Annotated in this window: 14 protein-coding genes, 1 tRNA gene and 2 rRNA genes (1 of these 17 cut by a window edge); 4 read left to right on the top strand and 13 right to left on the bottom strand. The window is 40.7% G+C overall.

Annotated features, from left to right (window positions below; all coding sequences use genetic code 11):
- Positions 1-196 precede the first annotated feature (196 nt).
- Both OSJ91_RS01720 and OSJ91_RS01715 read right to left on the bottom strand, forming a co-directional pair.
- The gene (locus OSJ91_RS01720) at positions 197-352 is read right to left on the bottom strand and encodes a zinc-ribbon domain-containing protein (RefSeq protein ID WP_485890881.1); all 156 of its coding nucleotides are present in this window, start codon (positions 350-352) and stop codon (positions 197-199) included.
- A gap of 85 nt (positions 353-437) precedes the next feature.
- A complete protein-coding gene (locus tag OSJ91_RS01715; RefSeq protein WP_485890880.1) occupies positions 438-758 on the bottom strand; it encodes a ribonuclease E inhibitor RraB in 321 nt (106 codons plus the stop codon).
- Positions 759-1,210: 452 nt separating this feature from the next.
- Between OSJ91_RS01715 and OSJ91_RS01710 the strand changes: the two genes are divergently transcribed.
- Complete coding sequence (locus tag OSJ91_RS01710; RefSeq protein ID WP_485890879.1) at positions 1,211-3,670, top strand: SpoIID/LytB domain-containing protein; 2,460 nt, start codon at positions 1,211-1,213, stop codon at positions 3,668-3,670.
- Positions 3,671-4,236: 566 nt separating this feature from the next.
- Here the strand turns inward: OSJ91_RS01710 and groL are convergent.
- Entirely contained in the window at positions 4,237-5,874 is a 1,638-nt protein-coding gene (gene groL / locus OSJ91_RS01705; protein ID WP_101225605.1) for a chaperonin GroEL, read from the bottom strand.
- 59 nt (positions 5,875-5,933) lie between these two features.
- Entirely contained in the window at positions 5,934-6,218 is a 285-nt protein-coding gene (gene groES / locus OSJ91_RS01700) for a co-chaperone GroES (RefSeq protein ID WP_101225604.1), read from the bottom strand.
- A gap of 334 nt (positions 6,219-6,552) precedes the next feature.
- Here groES and OSJ91_RS01695 point away from each other — a divergent pair, with 334 nt between their 5' ends.
- Complete coding sequence (locus OSJ91_RS01695; RefSeq protein ID WP_350300966.1) at positions 6,553-7,278, top strand: CPBP family intramembrane glutamic endopeptidase; 726 nt, start codon at positions 6,553-6,555, stop codon at positions 7,276-7,278.
- Positions 7,275-7,487 carry a YdiK family protein gene (locus OSJ91_RS01690; protein ID WP_034306342.1) on the top strand — a complete coding sequence of 71 codons (213 nt, stop codon included), beginning with the start codon at positions 7,275-7,277 and terminating at the stop codon, positions 7,485-7,487. The genes OSJ91_RS01695 and OSJ91_RS01690 overlap by 4 nt, the downstream gene beginning before the upstream one ends.
- A 29-nt stretch (positions 7,488-7,516) precedes the next feature.
- Here the strand turns inward: OSJ91_RS01690 and OSJ91_RS01685 are convergent, their stop codons facing one another.
- Positions 7,517-8,176, bottom strand: a complete 660-nt coding sequence (locus OSJ91_RS01685; RefSeq protein ID WP_034306345.1) for a redox-sensing transcriptional repressor Rex — start codon at positions 8,174-8,176, stop codon at positions 7,517-7,519.
- Between the two features lie 33 nt (positions 8,177-8,209).
- On the bottom strand, positions 8,210-8,716 hold the full coding sequence (gene moaC, locus OSJ91_RS01680; RefSeq protein WP_350300965.1) for a cyclic pyranopterin monophosphate synthase MoaC: 507 nt from the start codon (positions 8,714-8,716) through the stop codon (positions 8,210-8,212).
- A 132-nt stretch (positions 8,717-8,848) separates the two neighbouring features.
- Here moaC and OSJ91_RS01675 point away from each other — a divergent pair, with 132 nt between their 5' ends.
- Positions 8,849-10,768: an ABC transporter ATP-binding protein gene (locus tag OSJ91_RS01675; RefSeq protein WP_350300964.1), complete on the top strand. Its 1,920-nt coding sequence runs from the start codon at positions 8,849-8,851 to the stop codon at positions 10,766-10,768.
- Positions 10,769-11,037: 269 nt separating this feature from the next.
- Here the strand turns inward: OSJ91_RS01675 and tsaD are convergent, their stop codons facing one another.
- From tsaD to OSJ91_RS01640, 7 genes are all read right to left on the bottom strand, one after another.
- The gene (gene tsaD / locus OSJ91_RS01670) at positions 11,038-12,051 is read right to left on the bottom strand and encodes a tRNA (adenosine(37)-N6)-threonylcarbamoyltransferase complex transferase subunit TsaD (protein ID WP_350300963.1); all 1,014 of its coding nucleotides are present in this window, start codon (positions 12,049-12,051) and stop codon (positions 11,038-11,040) included.
- Entirely contained in the window at positions 12,048-12,500 is a 453-nt protein-coding gene (gene rimI / locus OSJ91_RS01665; RefSeq protein ID WP_101225599.1) for a ribosomal protein S18-alanine N-acetyltransferase, read from the bottom strand. The genes tsaD and rimI overlap by 4 nt, the downstream gene beginning before the upstream one ends.
- A 22-nt stretch (positions 12,501-12,522) precedes the next feature.
- Positions 12,523-13,215: a tRNA (adenosine(37)-N6)-threonylcarbamoyltransferase complex dimerization subunit type 1 TsaB gene (gene tsaB, locus OSJ91_RS01660; RefSeq protein ID WP_350300962.1), complete on the bottom strand. Its 693-nt coding sequence runs from the start codon at positions 13,213-13,215 to the stop codon at positions 12,523-12,525.
- Positions 13,215-13,667 (bottom strand): tRNA (adenosine(37)-N6)-threonylcarbamoyltransferase complex ATPase subunit type 1 TsaE, encoded by a 453-nt coding sequence (gene tsaE, locus OSJ91_RS01655; RefSeq protein ID WP_485890878.1) that lies wholly within the window; start codon positions 13,665-13,667, stop codon positions 13,215-13,217. The genes tsaB and tsaE overlap by 1 nt, the downstream gene beginning before the upstream one ends.
- A 180-nt stretch (positions 13,668-13,847) precedes the next feature.
- A tRNA-Met gene (locus OSJ91_RS01650) sits at positions 13,848-13,921 on the bottom strand.
- A gap of 66 nt (positions 13,922-13,987) precedes the next feature.
- Positions 13,988-14,103, bottom strand: a 5S ribosomal RNA gene (rrf, locus tag OSJ91_RS01645).
- A 116-nt stretch (positions 14,104-14,219) separates the two neighbouring features.
- Positions 14,220-14,598 (bottom strand): 23S ribosomal RNA (locus OSJ91_RS01640); it runs 2,554 nt beyond the window's last position.

Raw genomic sequence — 14,598 nt, 5'->3', positions numbered from 1 at the left:
TGCAAGTTATCTCTTTAGAAGCATTATGTACTTGAAATTATTATTCTCACAGTAAGGTGGAGCCTACAACTTGAGTTTTCGTGATTTTAATGAAATAATTGCTTTAGTTACAACCCTAATTATATAAAAGGCTTTACCTTTTAAAACACTTCTGAACCTTTGCAATATGGGCATCCTGTTCCATTAGATCTAGATGCTAATTTATCCTAATAACTTGGATGCTCTTCTTTGCATCTTTACCTACATGCTGTCTTCCTTTTGGTGGAACATCACTAGGCTTTATATCCCCGTTTAATTCATAGTCCCATTCATTGTCCGATTCCGGATATACACTTGCTAAACTTTTCTTCATTTATACCACTCCAAAAAAACAGGCATATAAAAAAAGAAGCAGTTTAGCTGCTTCTACATCAATTCTTATCAATCATTTATCTACCTTAATCACCAAATGTTGCCCAACCATCAGTATATCCCCCATATGGCTTACTTAATTCACCAAGGCGTTTTTGCACTTCTATTATTTCATCATACTTTAAAAACATTTCTTTCGAGCAAAAGCATGTCCATTCTTTTGTTTCTTCATCTTGTTCTAGTTCACAATCAAACTCTTTTCCTTTTAATTGTATCAGAAGTTCTTCTCCGAGTTTTTGATTTGGTACAGCAACAAAAAAATCTACAACATGGTTTTGATTAAAATCAACCCCACTTTTATAAAGCAACTCCAACACTTCACCGTCTTCATCTTTTGGAAAATTCACTCGTAACAACTCCTTATACCTTATTTATACTGTAATTAATTCAATCATACATGAAGTCTTTTCTATTATGGGAATAATCTGTAAAATTAACATATTCAATTCCAAGGCATGCACTTAAATCACCATCTAATACGGTTGTCCCATCAAAGGAAAAAATGCTTTAAACTTTTTAACCCTCCTACGAAATTAATCGATGGGATATCACCACAATCAGAAATTAGTAATTTACGCAAATATGGAATAATATCACAAAATGCCTTTTCTCACTCATTTAAAGATTTTTTAAAAAAACATATGAATATAACGCGAATGCCGTCTTTTCATCTTTTACTGGTAGTACTGGTAATGGCGATTAGGTGGGACCTCTACAATAGTAAAATATCTTCTAGTGTATATTTATGGATGTTATACTATTATTTAGATATTTCTCTAAATTCAGAGGAGGTTATTCAATGCAAAAGGTACAGAATGGAATATGGATATTTGTTACACTCGTTCTCATGCTATTTTTGCTTCCAGAAATACCCGTTAAGGCGGCAGCCGATCCGATCATTAAGATTAAATTAAAAGGCTATCTTGGTAACAAATCTGAGATTACCGTCGAACCGGATGTCACGTACACTACGAATCTAGCAAATGTAAAACTAGAATCGAACAAGAAGTATACGTTGAGGGTCAGCGGTACGGACATTGTTGTTCTGACAGATTCAAAAGAAATAGGCAAAGCTTCTGAGATTGAAGTGAAACCTGAAACAGGGAACGGTCCACTTTCGATTAATGGTCGTACATACTTAGGTAGTTTCCGTTTTATTATGGAAGATGGGAAATTCATCCGTCCGTATAACTCAATTGGTCTTGAAGATTATATAAAAGGGGTTGTTCCAGCTGAAATGCCGGCTTTATGGAATCAGGAAGCCCTAAAGGCACAGGCTGTTGCGGCAAGAACCTATGCGATGAGCTACATCAACAGAACGCCAGATGACACAATGAGTTACCAGGTATACGGTGGCTACACTTGGCACGAAAACTCAACAAAAGCTGTCAAAGCAACAGAAGGTCAGGTCATTGGTTATGGTGATAAACTACATATAGGTTCAGATGCACTTTTTTCCTCTAGCAATGGAGGGAAAACCGAGTCCAACAAAAATGTTTGGGTTGGTACAGAACTACCATATTTAATGGTCAAAGAAGATCCATATGATCCGCAAGCTGTGTGGAGTTTTAGTGTAAAAAAGCAACAAATAGACCTTACAAACTTAGATCTTACAAAAGCAGATACATGGTGGGCTAATACGAAGGAAGCTGAACAAACACCAGTAATTCCCAATATAAGAGCATGGCTACAGAAAAATGGATATACCGGCAAAGACATTAAAATTACGGCTGTCCCTTTCCTATCCCTTCACGCACCAACAAGTGGCGGCAGGGTGAGTAAAGGAAGTATTACGATTGAATTTATGGTGAAAGAAAAGGGGAAAGCGCTACAGCAAAGTGTAATATTAGAAGATGTAACGGCTTCGAAAATTAGAGACATTATCGGTTTGAGCTTCATGAAAAGCTTTTTAGTAGACAAAGTGGATACTGCAAGGGATACGATTAACGTTTCAGGCAAGGGCTTTGGCCATGGTGTCGGACTAAGTCAGTATGGTGCGAAAAAGGCTGGCGAACAGGGAAAAACGTATCGTGAGATTCTTGCTTTCTATTATGAAGGGACAAGCTTAAAACAAGCTTATGAGCCAGAACCTGAAGATGTAGAACCAGTAAAGCCGGAACCGGCACCTGTCATTCCAACGCCAATCCCAACACCAGTTCCGGACCCTGCACCTAAAGATGAAACAGCACCAACAATTAATGATATAAAAACGTATTACGATACTAAAACAAAACAAGTCAAATTAACCTTTGATACGAATGAAAAAGCGAATGTGACAGTGGAAGTTAAGGATGCAAAAGAGCAAATCATCGCTTCTCTTGTTAAAGGGGACGAAAAGCCATCAGGATCGCAATTACTTGTTTGGGATGCTTCAGTGGTAAGCAACGGTTCATACACCTTTGAAATTAGAACGATTGATAGTAGTAATAATACAAGTTCAGCATCTGTTCCATTTTCATTAACAAAGCCTGACACAATGGCTCCAGTTATTAATAATACAAATACCTCATATGACTCAAAAACGAATAAGGTTTTCCTGAAGTATGAGATCAATGAAAAATCAAAGGTTACCTTACAAGTAAAAGACGCAAAAGACAAAATCCTAGCTGCTCCAATCCATAATGTAGAGAAAAATGCCGGTATCCAATGGACATCGTGGAATGTATCGAAGGTCTCGAACGGTAAGTACTCATTTGAAATTACAACGATTGACAGCAGTAAAAATAAAAGCTCAACAACGATTCCATTTACATTAACAAAACCCGATACAACGGCACCTTCCATTAAGAATATAAAAACCTCATATGATCCAAAAACGAGTAAAGTTGATTTGAAGTATGAGATTAACGAAAAGGCGAAGGTAACCGTTCAAGTAAAAGATGCAAAAGGCAAAACCGTGGCGACACTGACCAATAATATTAATAAAAATTCCGGTGTCCAAAGTGCATCATGGAATGTATCAAAGGCATCGAACGGAAAGTATACGTTTACCATTACAGCGATAGATCCAAGCAAGAACAAACGGTCAACGACTGCTTCCTACAAATTAAACAAACCGGCAGCGAAGAATATGACTGGTAAGGTCAATGCTACGAAGTTGAATGTCCGTTCCAAGCCATCCACATCAGGGAAAGTTCTTGGCTCTTTGAAGAAAAACCAAATCGTTACCGTAATTAATAAGAGCAACTCTTGGTACAAAATTCAGTACGGTAAGGGAACAGGTTATGTGCACGAAAAATACCTAACGAACGTCCGATAACGAATTCGATCAGTGAAACGGGCATCAAAATTTAGAGCATTGAAAAGACCATGATTTTCTATAAAGTCATGGTCTACTTTTATAAATTTATTTCCGATACTGTACTGTGGTAATAAAGATCGATCAAAATGGGAATTTTCTGGTGATTTATTATACCATTGGGCCTTTGCTCTTGCACGTCCTTTAGCCGTTCTTTTATCATCAGATCCCGTTCTCAGCGATTTCCCTAACATGGTAAACATTAGTTTCCCAGCTAGTGAAAAGAAATCGTGCACCTGAAAAAATATGGGAATTATTTTAAAGGTGGATAAAAATTGCGGTTGTTTTATGAGGAAATACATCCCTTCACATTGAAGCTGGGGGAGGCGTAAATGAGATTCAAGAAGATTAGGGCATTCTGATAAACACTACTATGAACAATTACGCTCATATGACAAAAAATATTGAAGAAAAGGCCTCCCACAGTAAACTGTAGGAGGCCTTCAACTTTAAAGATATTCACATGTTTGGTGAGCACTCATTATGAATCCTCGTTAAACCCCTATATTAAGGAATTTAAGCGATGATTACATCATGCCGCCCATGCCGCCCATGCCGCCCATATCAGGCATGCCCATGCCGCCAGCGCCAGCAGGTTCTGGTTTGTCAGCAACGACAGCTTCTGTAGTTAAGAACATAGCTGCTACAGAGCCAGCGTTTTGTAGAGCTGAACGAGTTACTTTGGTAGGATCGACGATACCGGATTCGATCATGTTCACCCATTGTCCAGTAGCTGCGTTGAAGCCAGTGCCTACTGCTTCGCCTTTAAGGCGCTCTACGATTACAGAGCCTTCAAGTCCAGCATTGTGAGCGATTTGACGAACAGGCTCTTCGATGGCACGAAGAACGATTTTAACGCCTGTTGCTACGTCGCCTTCCGCTTGAATTTCAGCGATTTTATTGTATACGTTAAGAAGTGCTGTACCACCACCGGCTACGATACCTTCTTCAACAGCGGCACGAGTGGAGTTCAATGCATCTTCAATACGAAGTTTACGTTCTTTCAATTCTGTTTCAGTAGCTGCACCGACTTTGATTACCGCTACGCCACCAGCTAATTTAGCAAGGCGTTCTTGTAATTTTTCACGGTCGAATTCAGAAGTAGTTTCTTCTAATTGAACACGGATTTGGTTTACACGAGCTTGAATTTGAGCTGTATCTCCAGCTCCTTCAACGATCGTTGTATTTTCTTTTGTAACAACCACTTTAGACGCACGGCCTAATGAATCGATTGTTGCAGATTTAAGGTCAAGTCCGATTTCTTCAGTGATTACTTCGCCGCCTGTAAGAGCTGCGATGTCTTCAAGCATTGCTTTACGACGGTCACCGAATCCAGGAGCTTTAACCGCAACAGCGTTGAATGTTCCACGAAGTTTGTTCACAACAAGAGTTGCAAGCGCTTCGCCTTCTACATCTTCAGCAATTAATAATAGCGGTTTACCTTGTTGTACAACTTGCTCAAGTACAGGAAGGATTTCTTGGATATTCGTGATTTTTTTATCTGTGATCAAGATATATGGATTTTCTAGTACAGCTTCCATTTTATCTGAATCAGTAACCATGTATGGAGATGCATATCCGCGATCGAACTGCATACCTTCTACTACGTCCAATTCAGTTGTGAAACCTTTAGACTCTTCGATTGTGATGACGCCGTCGTTACCAACGCGCTCCATTGCTTCCGCAATCAGTTGGCCCACTTCTTCATCAGCTGAAGAGATGGCAGCAACTTGTGCGATTGATTCTTTGTTTTCAACAGGTTGGGAAATGGCTTTCAATTCTGCGATTGCAGTATTGACCGCTTTCTCGATTCCTTTACGGATACCCATTGGGTTAGCACCAGCTGTTACGTTTTTAAGACCTTCACGGATCATCGCTTGTGCAAGAACCGTTGCAGTCGTTGTACCGTCACCAGCTACGTCGTTTGTTTTGCTTGCTACTTCAGCAACCAATTTCGCACCCATGTTTTCGAATGCATCTTCCAATTCGATTTCTTTAGCGATCGTCACACCGTCATTAGTGATAAGCGGTGAACCGAATTTTTTCTCAAGAACCACGTTACGACCTTTTGGTCCAAGCGTTACTTTAACTGCATCTGCAAGTGCGTCCACACCACGAAGCATGGAGCGGCGAGCTTCTTCACTAAATTTAATTTCTTTAGCCATTTATAAGTACCTCCCTAAAATTTTAAGAAAATTTTCGTTCAGTTAAGTATGATGTATAATTAGCCGATAACAGCTAGAATGTCGCTTTCACGTAAAATTAAGTATTCAGTGTTTTCGTATTTAACTTCAGTACCTGCATATTTTGAGAAGATAATTAGATCGCCTTGGGCAACCTCTAAAGCAACACGTTCGCCATTTTCAAGGACACGGCCAGTACCAACTGCTACTACCTTACCTTCTTGCGGCTTTTCTTTAGCAGTATCAGGAAGAACAATACCGCTTGCAGTTTTTTCTTCAGTTTGAACTAGTTCAATAATAACGCGATCACCTAATGGTTTTAACAAGTGAAACAACCTCCTCATATTCTCTTGATAATTTGTTACTTGATTATTAGCACTCTTCATCATCGAGTGCTAACACATTTATAATATTAAATAAACCGAGCCTTTTTTGCAAGTATCTTATTGAAAATTTTTTATTAATTTCTGATAAATTACGGGTAAACTACTTTAGCATAATGATTTCCTTAACAAAGTTATTTAAATGTTTCGTTAGGGGTACCTTTAAGTGGTGTTCTGCCTCAATTTTTGATACCATTTTGGAGTATGCGTTTATAGCTTGTCCCCATATCAGGAACGTTCCGAGCGGAATGGGTGACTATAAAAGGAGTTTTCATTTTTGAAAAAAGAATATTGGTTCGTCATCATCACCTATATTGCCATGCAATTATCCAGTATTGTTGGGGTACCCATTTTCATGCTGATCGGGTCTTATACCGGAATGCCGGCTGATGAACTCCAAGTGAAATCTGCAGCATACTGGATAGTTTTCAGTTTTCTCGCTGCTTTATTCTTGATTCTTTTTTTAATGAGAAAAGATATGAGGGAAAAGTTGGACACGAGAAATCAAACTTCCGTTTCCATGTCCATATTATGGGCAATTGCAGGAGTGTTCATGGCTCTTTTTGCGCAAAGCATTGCCGGCAGCATTGAACAGATGCTTGGGGTGGAGTCTGAATCTGAAAATACGCAGCAACTCATTTCACTCATTTACAAAGTCCCCATGGTCATTTTCGTCACTTCAGTAATTGGACCTATATTGGAAGAATTAATTTTCCGGAAAATCATTTTCGGATCACTTCATAAACGCTTTAACTTCTTTATTTCAGCTTTAATCAGCTCAGTTATTTTCGGCTTGGCGCATGGTGAATTTGAACATCTTCTTTTATATACGGCAATGGGCTTCACTTTTGCTTTCCTTTATGCAAAAACAGGCCGCATTCTCGTATCAATGAGCGCTCATATTGCGATGAATACGCTTGTTATCATCCTTCAAGTGGTATATCGGGAGGATATAGAGAAGATGATAGATACTGCACAGGCCTTCATCGGAGGTTTATTATGAAACGTCAATCACCCTTATTCATGGGCATCATCTATGCAGGCTTAGGAGCTCTTTTTACCGCTATCGCGATTCAAACCGTCAATTCTTCTGGATGGGGGCTCTTCGCCTACATACTTGTCCTTATTGCGACTCTTGACTTTGGATCGGGCTTACGCATGATCATGCTTCACTTTAAGATTAAAGCCGCACAAAAAAATAAGAAAAAATAAAAAAACGCTGCAAAGATGCAGCGTTTTTTTCATTCCTCCAAAGCGGCTTCTTCCACAACAGGATAATGTTTCAGGAAGTAGATGAGCGACTGAAGCTCCACGGCCAGGTCAATGTGGTGAACCCTTATTGATGGAGGCACGGTCAGCCTTGCAGGTGTAAAATTCAATATTCCTTTTATATCAGCTTTGACTAGACGATCGGTTATCGTCTGGGCTACCTGTGCAGGCACTGTCAATATAGCCGCAGTGATATTATTTTCCTGCAATAGTGTATCGATTTGATCCATATGATAGATGGGCACATCAGCTATTCGCTTGCCGACTTTTTCTTCAGAAACTTCGAAAGCCATTTCAATTTTTGTATTATTATTTTTCATGAAATTGTAATTTAAAAAAGCGGTTCCTAAATTTCCTACCCCGATTAAAGCGACTTTGGTCAATTCATCTTGATCTAGTGTTTTTCTAAAGAAGGATAATAAATAATTGACATTGTAGCCGTAGCCTTTTTTCCCAAGCGCGCCAAAGTAGGAAAAATCACGGCGTATGGTGGCAGAATCCACTTTTACAGCTTCGCTTAGCTCTGCAGAGGAAACTCTTTGTTTGCCTGAGGAATGTAAGTTCTTTAAAAATCGATAATACAATGGCAACCTTTTGGCTGTTGCCTGCGGTATCTTTGGGTCATGGTTCATTGTTCTTCCCCGCCTTCACACATGCTTTTCAACTTAATCTCTATCTGTTTGTTTTACTTGTCTTTTATAATCGTTACTGGAAACTCCGCCTGTTTTCTCCACTAAGAATGTAGGCCCGATCACCATTCCCTTATCAATGGCCTTACACATGTCATAAACTGTCAAGGCAGTCACGGATGCAGCTGTTAACGCTTCCATTTCCACACCTGTACTTCCTTTTGTCTTAGCTTCCGTTTCAATCCTAAGCCTGTATCCTTGTTCTTCTTTTTCCCACTCAAAGGCTATATTGACCCCTTGCAGAGCAATGGGATGGCACATCGGAATGATATTGGATGTATTTTTGCTGGCCATTATTCCTGCAACCTGTGCAACAGCCAGTACATCACCTTTTTTCATTTTCTGATTCGTGACCAATTCATATATTTCATCATTCAATAAAATGCTCGATTGAGCCACTGCCGTCCGGGTTGTTTCAGGCTTAGCACTCACATCGACCATTTTGGCCCTGCCCTGTTCATTAAAATGCGTTAAGTCTCCCATTTAAGTAACCCCTCCTAAATCATACACTATTATTCCACTTTATGTAACAGCTTTTGTTTACCATGGAACCAAGCTGTTGCCGATAATAACTAAAATACGTTACACTAACTATAATCAATTGAGGTGAAATCTATGATTTTATTACAAATCAATCAACTATCGAAATATTATGGAGCTGAACTTATTTTATCAAATATGAAGCTCGAAGTTCAAAATAAAGATCGAATTGCTCTTGTCGGCCGAAATGGCGCCGGAAAATCCACTCTGCTAAAAATCATAGCCGGGCACCTTTCCCATGATGGCGGTGAAATTATCAAACCAAAAGGCGTCACAATCGGCTATATGGCCCAGGATACGGGATTGGAATCCGAACTGACCATTTGGGATGAGATGCTGACCGTATTCACGGACCTTATAGAGCAGGAAAAGGAACTGCGTCGCCTTGAGGCTGATATGGCCAGACCTGACGTCTTTGAAAACGAAACGATTTACCAAAAAGTGCTGAATGAATACGACACTTTGATGGTGGCATTCAAAGAGAAGGGCGGTTATCAATATGAAGCAGATATCCGTTCCGTATTGCATGGGCTTCAGTTTGCTGACTTTGACTATTCTACCCCAATCTCCACTTTAAGCGGCGGGCAAAAAACAAGGCTTGCTTTAGGAAAGCTGCTTTTAAGGAAACCGGATATATTAATTCTGGATGAGCCGACGAACCATTTGGATATCGAAACCCTATCTTGGCTTGAACAATATTTACAAGGGTACCAGGGAGCTGTGCTCATTGTTTCCCATGACCGCTATTTTTTAGATAAAGTAGTAAACCTGGTATATGAGATTTCCCGGAATAACATGAAAAAATACCATGGTAATTATAGTTCTTACCTAGAGGGAAAAGCCGAAGATTATGAGCGGGACATGAAACTGTTCGAGAAGCAGCAAGGGGAAATCGAAAAGCTTCGCGACTTTGTCCAACGTAATATCACAAGGGCCTCCACCACGAAAAGAGCACAAAGCAGACGCAAACAGCTTGAAAAGATGGACGTATTGGACAAGCCGCAAGGTGATGAAAAATCCGCGAATTTTTCTTTCCAGATTGAAAGGCAAAGCGGAAATGAAGTACTCCACCTCCAGGACTTGGCTATCGGATACGAAGGGGAAACGGTATCAAGGAATATAAATTCCCGGATGACAAAAGGAGAGAGCATAGCTCTTGTTGGCCCAAATGGAGTTGGAAAATCAACTTTATTGAAAACGATCATTTCCAAGCTGCCTGCACTTTCTGGGGATTTCCGTTTTGGAACGAACGTAGAAGTCAGCTACTACGATCAAGAACAGGCTAACCTTGTTTCCAATAAACGCGTACTCAATGAATTATGGGACGACTATCCCCTTAAACCGGAAAAGGACATCCGCACCGTACTCGGTAATTTCCTATTTAGCGGGGACGATGTTTTGAAAACCGTTTCCACACTAAGCGGGGGCGAAAAGGCTCGGCTTGCTCTAGCCAAAATGATGATGCAAAAAGGTAATTTTTTAATTCTTGATGAACCAACGAACCATTTGGACCTCGATAGTAAATTGGTGCTTGAAAACGCATTGATCGATTATCCGGGAACTATTCTTTTCGTCTCACATGACCGTTATTTCATAAATCGGATAGCAACGAAAGTGATAGAGCTCTCCAAAGACGGCAACGAAGAATTCCTCGGTGATTATGATTACTATTTAGAGAAGAAACAGGAGCAAGCGGAAATCCAAGCTCTTGAACAGCAGGATCAGGCTAAAACTTTAGATGCAGCTGTAGAAAAAACAAATTACAAAATTGATAAAGAGGCAAAAAAAGCAGAACGCCAGCGTAAACGGCGCATTGAGGAAATCGAGGCAGCCATGGAGCGTCTTGAAACCGAAATAAGCGAATATAATGACCTCCTTTGCGATCCAAATGTTTTTCAGGACCACGAAAAAGTGATGGAAGTCCAAACAAAGCTTGATAATGCACAGGAAAAATTGGACCAGCTGCTCGAAGAATGGGCTGAACTGGAAGAATGACAAAAGACCGGGTCAATCGACTCGGTCTTTTTCACTTCAAATCAAAAAGTTATCCACAAACTTGTTAACAAACCAATTACCGTTCACTAGCCAATAATTTGAGTTATGCACATTATCCACAGAAACATATCAACTTATCCACAAAAACACCACTTTATACACATGCAGTAGGATGATCAAAAATACTTTATCCACAGAATATTCTATTATTTTATTAATACGATAAAAAAGACAGGATGCCGAATTGTGGGATCCTGTCTTCTCGTCAATTAAAATGCTTCTATATCCAATCCAGGATTTCCGTTCAAATCCAAACCAGATCGTTTTCCTTTTTCAAACATGACACTGCCAGCAGCACCGATCATGGCGGCATTGTCCGTACAAAGATAGAGGGGTGGAATGGATATATCCATAGGTAAATCCTTAAAAGCTTCAGTTAATGCTTCCCTAAGGCCTTTATTTGCCGCAACTCCTCCAGCAAGCAATACCTGCTTCACATTATATTCCTTTGCAGCTTTTACAGCTTTCATTACAAGCACTTCTATCACGCTTGCTTGGAAACTTGCCGCTAAATCTTTAGGTTCGATTTTTTCCCCGCGCTGTTCTGCATTATGCAAAGTGTTGATCACAGCCGATTTCAACCCGCTGAAAGAAAAGTCATAGCTGCCATCCAACCATGCCCTAGGCAGTTTTAAAGTTGGTGAGCCTTCTTGCGCAAGCCTATCGATATGAGGACCGCCAGGATAAGGGAGCCCCAATGTTCGAGCCACTTTATCATACGCCTCTCCTGCTGCATCATCCCGCGTCTCCCCTATCACCTTGAAAGAACCCGGCTCTTCTAAAAGCACCAATTCCGTATGACCTCCCGAAACGACTAAAGAAAGCGCAGGATATTCGATCTCCTGAATAAGCCGATTTGCATAGATATGACCAGCGATATGATGCGTACCGACAATCGGTATTCCATGTGCGAAAGCTACAGCCTTCGCCGCATTCACGCCTATTAATAGTGCCCCAACAAGGCCGGGGCCTTCTGTAACGGCAATGGCATCCAAGTCTTCATATGTCACACCTGCTTGCAGCAGTGCTTCTTCAAGAACAATCGTAATTTGTTCTACATGATGACGGGAAGCTATTTCAGGGACGACACCGCCAAAACGTTTATGGCTTTCGATTTGTGAAGACACGACATTACTCAGTATCTCCCTACCATTTTTTATGACAGCTGCTGCAGTTTCATCGCAGCTCGTTTCAATACCTAATATAAATTGATCTTTTTTCATGAAAAATTCACCCACATAACATAAGCATCTTCTTGATTGTCTGTATAATAATTTTTACGGATTCCGCCCTTTTGGAAACCTAGTTTTTCATAGAGCGAAATGGCTACTGCATTACTGACACGGACCTCAAGCGTCATCCTCACCACACCCATCGAAATGGAGATTTCAATCATCTTCCTGAGCAAAGCTTCTCCTAGCTTTTGCCCTCGGTATTCCGGCAATATCGCTATATTGGTAATGTGCGATTCATCAATGACGATCCAGGCACCGCAATAACCGGCGATTTTACCTTCATCCTCTATCACCATGTATACAGCATATTGATTATGATTCAATTCATTAAAAAAAGCTTCCCGGCTCCAAGGCAAAGTAAAGGACTGCTTTTCCACGTTTAGCACTTGGTCGATATCTTCCGTATTCATCTTTCGGAACGTCAATGTTTTACTCATAATAATCGGTCGCTTTCCTTTTTTATTTCCCCTGCTGTTCAAGCCACTTAGCTTCTGCTTCAGCCATGCGGATATAATTCGGTACAAACTGGTGAACATCCACTTCAGCCTTATCAAGACCAATGAAGGCCAGTTCGCTTGGCCTTGAATTATATGACTGTACCGGAGCAAATACAGCCAATTCCCCTAATGCATCCGTAATTGCATCCCGATGGATGTCCACATCTTGACCAACAAATAAAACAGGACGATTTAATTCCTTCAATTGATTCGCCCACTCAGAGGATAGAATATTACAATCTTCAATGACTGTCTTTAAAGAATCCTTTTCCAATTCATATAATCCAGTATAAATCTGCCCTCTTCTTGCATCGAACAAGGGAGAGATCATCCCGTTAAAATAACGTCCATTAGCTGCTAAAACCTCTAAGCTGGAAACACCTGATAAGGGAATTTGAAGCGTCCATGCCAAGCTTTTCGCTATCGTCACTCCGATCCTGACCCCTGTATATGAGCCTGGACCTTGAGCGACCACAATCTTAGTCAATTCCTTCGGTTTAGTATCACAATCCCTCAGCAGTGTCTCAATTGCCGGCATTACCCGCACCGAATGATTTTTCTTTAGGTTCGTCGTATACTCACCAATTACTTGATTCTCGTTTACCAGTGCAATCCCTAATGTGAAATTCGATGTATCTATAGCTAAAACCTTCATCAAATAATCTCCTTACATAACTTTACATATCGTTCGCCTTTGGCTTCCAAAACAATACGCCGGCTGGTATCGCCCAGGCGATAGATATAAATGTTCAAGATTTCCTCTGGAAGGTGATCCTTTATTAAATGGGCCCATTCAACGACAGTCACACCATCACCATCAAAATATTCATCAAAGCCTAGATCTTCTTCCGATTCACTTACCCGATAAACATCCATATGATATAAAGGCAAGCGACCCATGTATTCCTTTATTATCGTGAAGGTAGGGCTATTCACCATTCTGGTAACACCTAATCCTTTAGCCAGCCCTTTTGTGAATGCCGTCTTCCCTGCACCCAAGTCACCTTCTAAAGCCAGCACATCTCCACTGGAAAGCTTTTGTGCCAATCTATGCGCAAATTGCGCTGTTTCTTCCTCACTCTGAGAAATCCATTCAACATGTTGCATATATCAATCACCTTTATCATTATTAGGAAACGTCCTATATAAACGCAATATTATGGAACGAAAACCATTCTATATGTAGTTTACCTTGTTTCAAAAGAAGAAACAAATAAGTTAGGGACATAATTATTCGAATTTCAGATAAAACAAAAAAACGAAACCTAAGTTTCGTTTTTTTCATGATTGCGGGGACAGGATTTGAACCTGCGACCTTCGGGTTATGAGCCCGACGAGCTACCGGACTGCTCCACCCCGCGACGGTATAAATGCTGCTTTTATAAATATAGTATTCCCATTTATTCAAAAAGAATACAATGATTATAGCTTGGCGGCGTCCTACTCTCACAGGGGGAAACCCCCAACTACCATTGGCGCTGAAGAGCTTAACTGCCGTGTTCGGAATGGGAACGGGTGTGACCTCTTCGCTATCGCCACCAAACATTTAATCTTTTTAGCACATTTATTATCATACCATGTATGAAATCAAAATGCAAGAAGAAATTTTCATTCCTTCAAAACTAGATAATAAGAAGGTATTTCATTTTTTAAAAAGCGTTGGTTAAGTCCTCGATCTATTAGTATCAGTCAGCTCCACATGTCACCATGCTTCCACCTCTGACCTATCAACCTGATCATCTTTCAGGGATCTTACTAGCTTGCGCCATGGGAAATCTCATCTTGAGGGGGGCTTCATGCTTAGATGCTTTCAGCACTTATCCCGTCCGCACGTAGCTACCCAGCTATGCCTTTGGCAAGACAACTGGTACACCAGCGGTGCGTCCATCCCGGTCCTCTCGTACTAAGGACAGCTCCTCTCAAATTTCCTGCGCCCGCGACGGATAGGGACCGAACTGTCTCACGACGTTCTGAACCCAGCTCGCGTACCGCTTTAATGGGCGAACAGCCCAACCCTTGGGACCGACTACAGCCCCAG

The sequence above is a fragment of the Bacillus sp. T-10(2022) genome (assembly GCF_056502895.1).
The sequence above is the reverse complement of the archived record's forward strand: the minus strand, read 5'-3'. Positions and strand labels throughout refer to the sequence as shown.

Coding starts and splice junctions, on each gene's coding strand:
- OSJ91_RS01720 (WP_485890881.1), bottom strand. CDS start 352: ATGAAGAAAAGTTTAGCAAGTGTATATCCGGAATCGGACAATGAATGG.
- OSJ91_RS01710 (WP_485890879.1), top strand. CDS start 1,211: ATGCAAAAGGTACAGAATGGAATATGGATATTTGTTACACTCGTTCTC.
- groL (WP_101225605.1), bottom strand. CDS start 5,874: ATGGCTAAAGAAATTAAATTTAGTGAAGAAGCTCGCCGCTCCATGCTT.
- OSJ91_RS01690 (WP_034306342.1), top strand. CDS start 7,275: ATGAAACGTCAATCACCCTTATTCATGGGCATCATCTATGCAGGCTTA.
- OSJ91_RS01685 (WP_034306345.1), bottom strand. CDS start 8,176: ATGAACCATGACCCAAAGATACCGCAGGCAACAGCCAAAAGGTTGCCA.
- moaC (WP_350300965.1), bottom strand. CDS start 8,716: ATGGGAGACTTAACGCATTTTAATGAACAGGGCAGGGCCAAAATGGTC.
- OSJ91_RS01675 (WP_350300964.1), top strand. CDS start 8,849: ATGATTTTATTACAAATCAATCAACTATCGAAATATTATGGAGCTGAA.
- tsaD (WP_350300963.1), bottom strand. CDS start 12,051: ATGAAAAAAGATCAATTTATATTAGGTATTGAAACGAGCTGCGATGAA.
- rimI (WP_101225599.1), bottom strand. CDS start 12,500: ATGAGTAAAACATTGACGTTCCGAAAGATGAATACGGAAGATATCGAC.
- tsaB (WP_350300962.1), bottom strand. CDS start 13,215: ATGAAGGTTTTAGCTATAGATACATCGAATTTCACATTAGGGATTGCA.
- tsaE (WP_485890878.1), bottom strand. CDS start 13,667: ATGCAACATGTTGAATGGATTTCTCAGAGTGAGGAAGAAACAGCGCAA.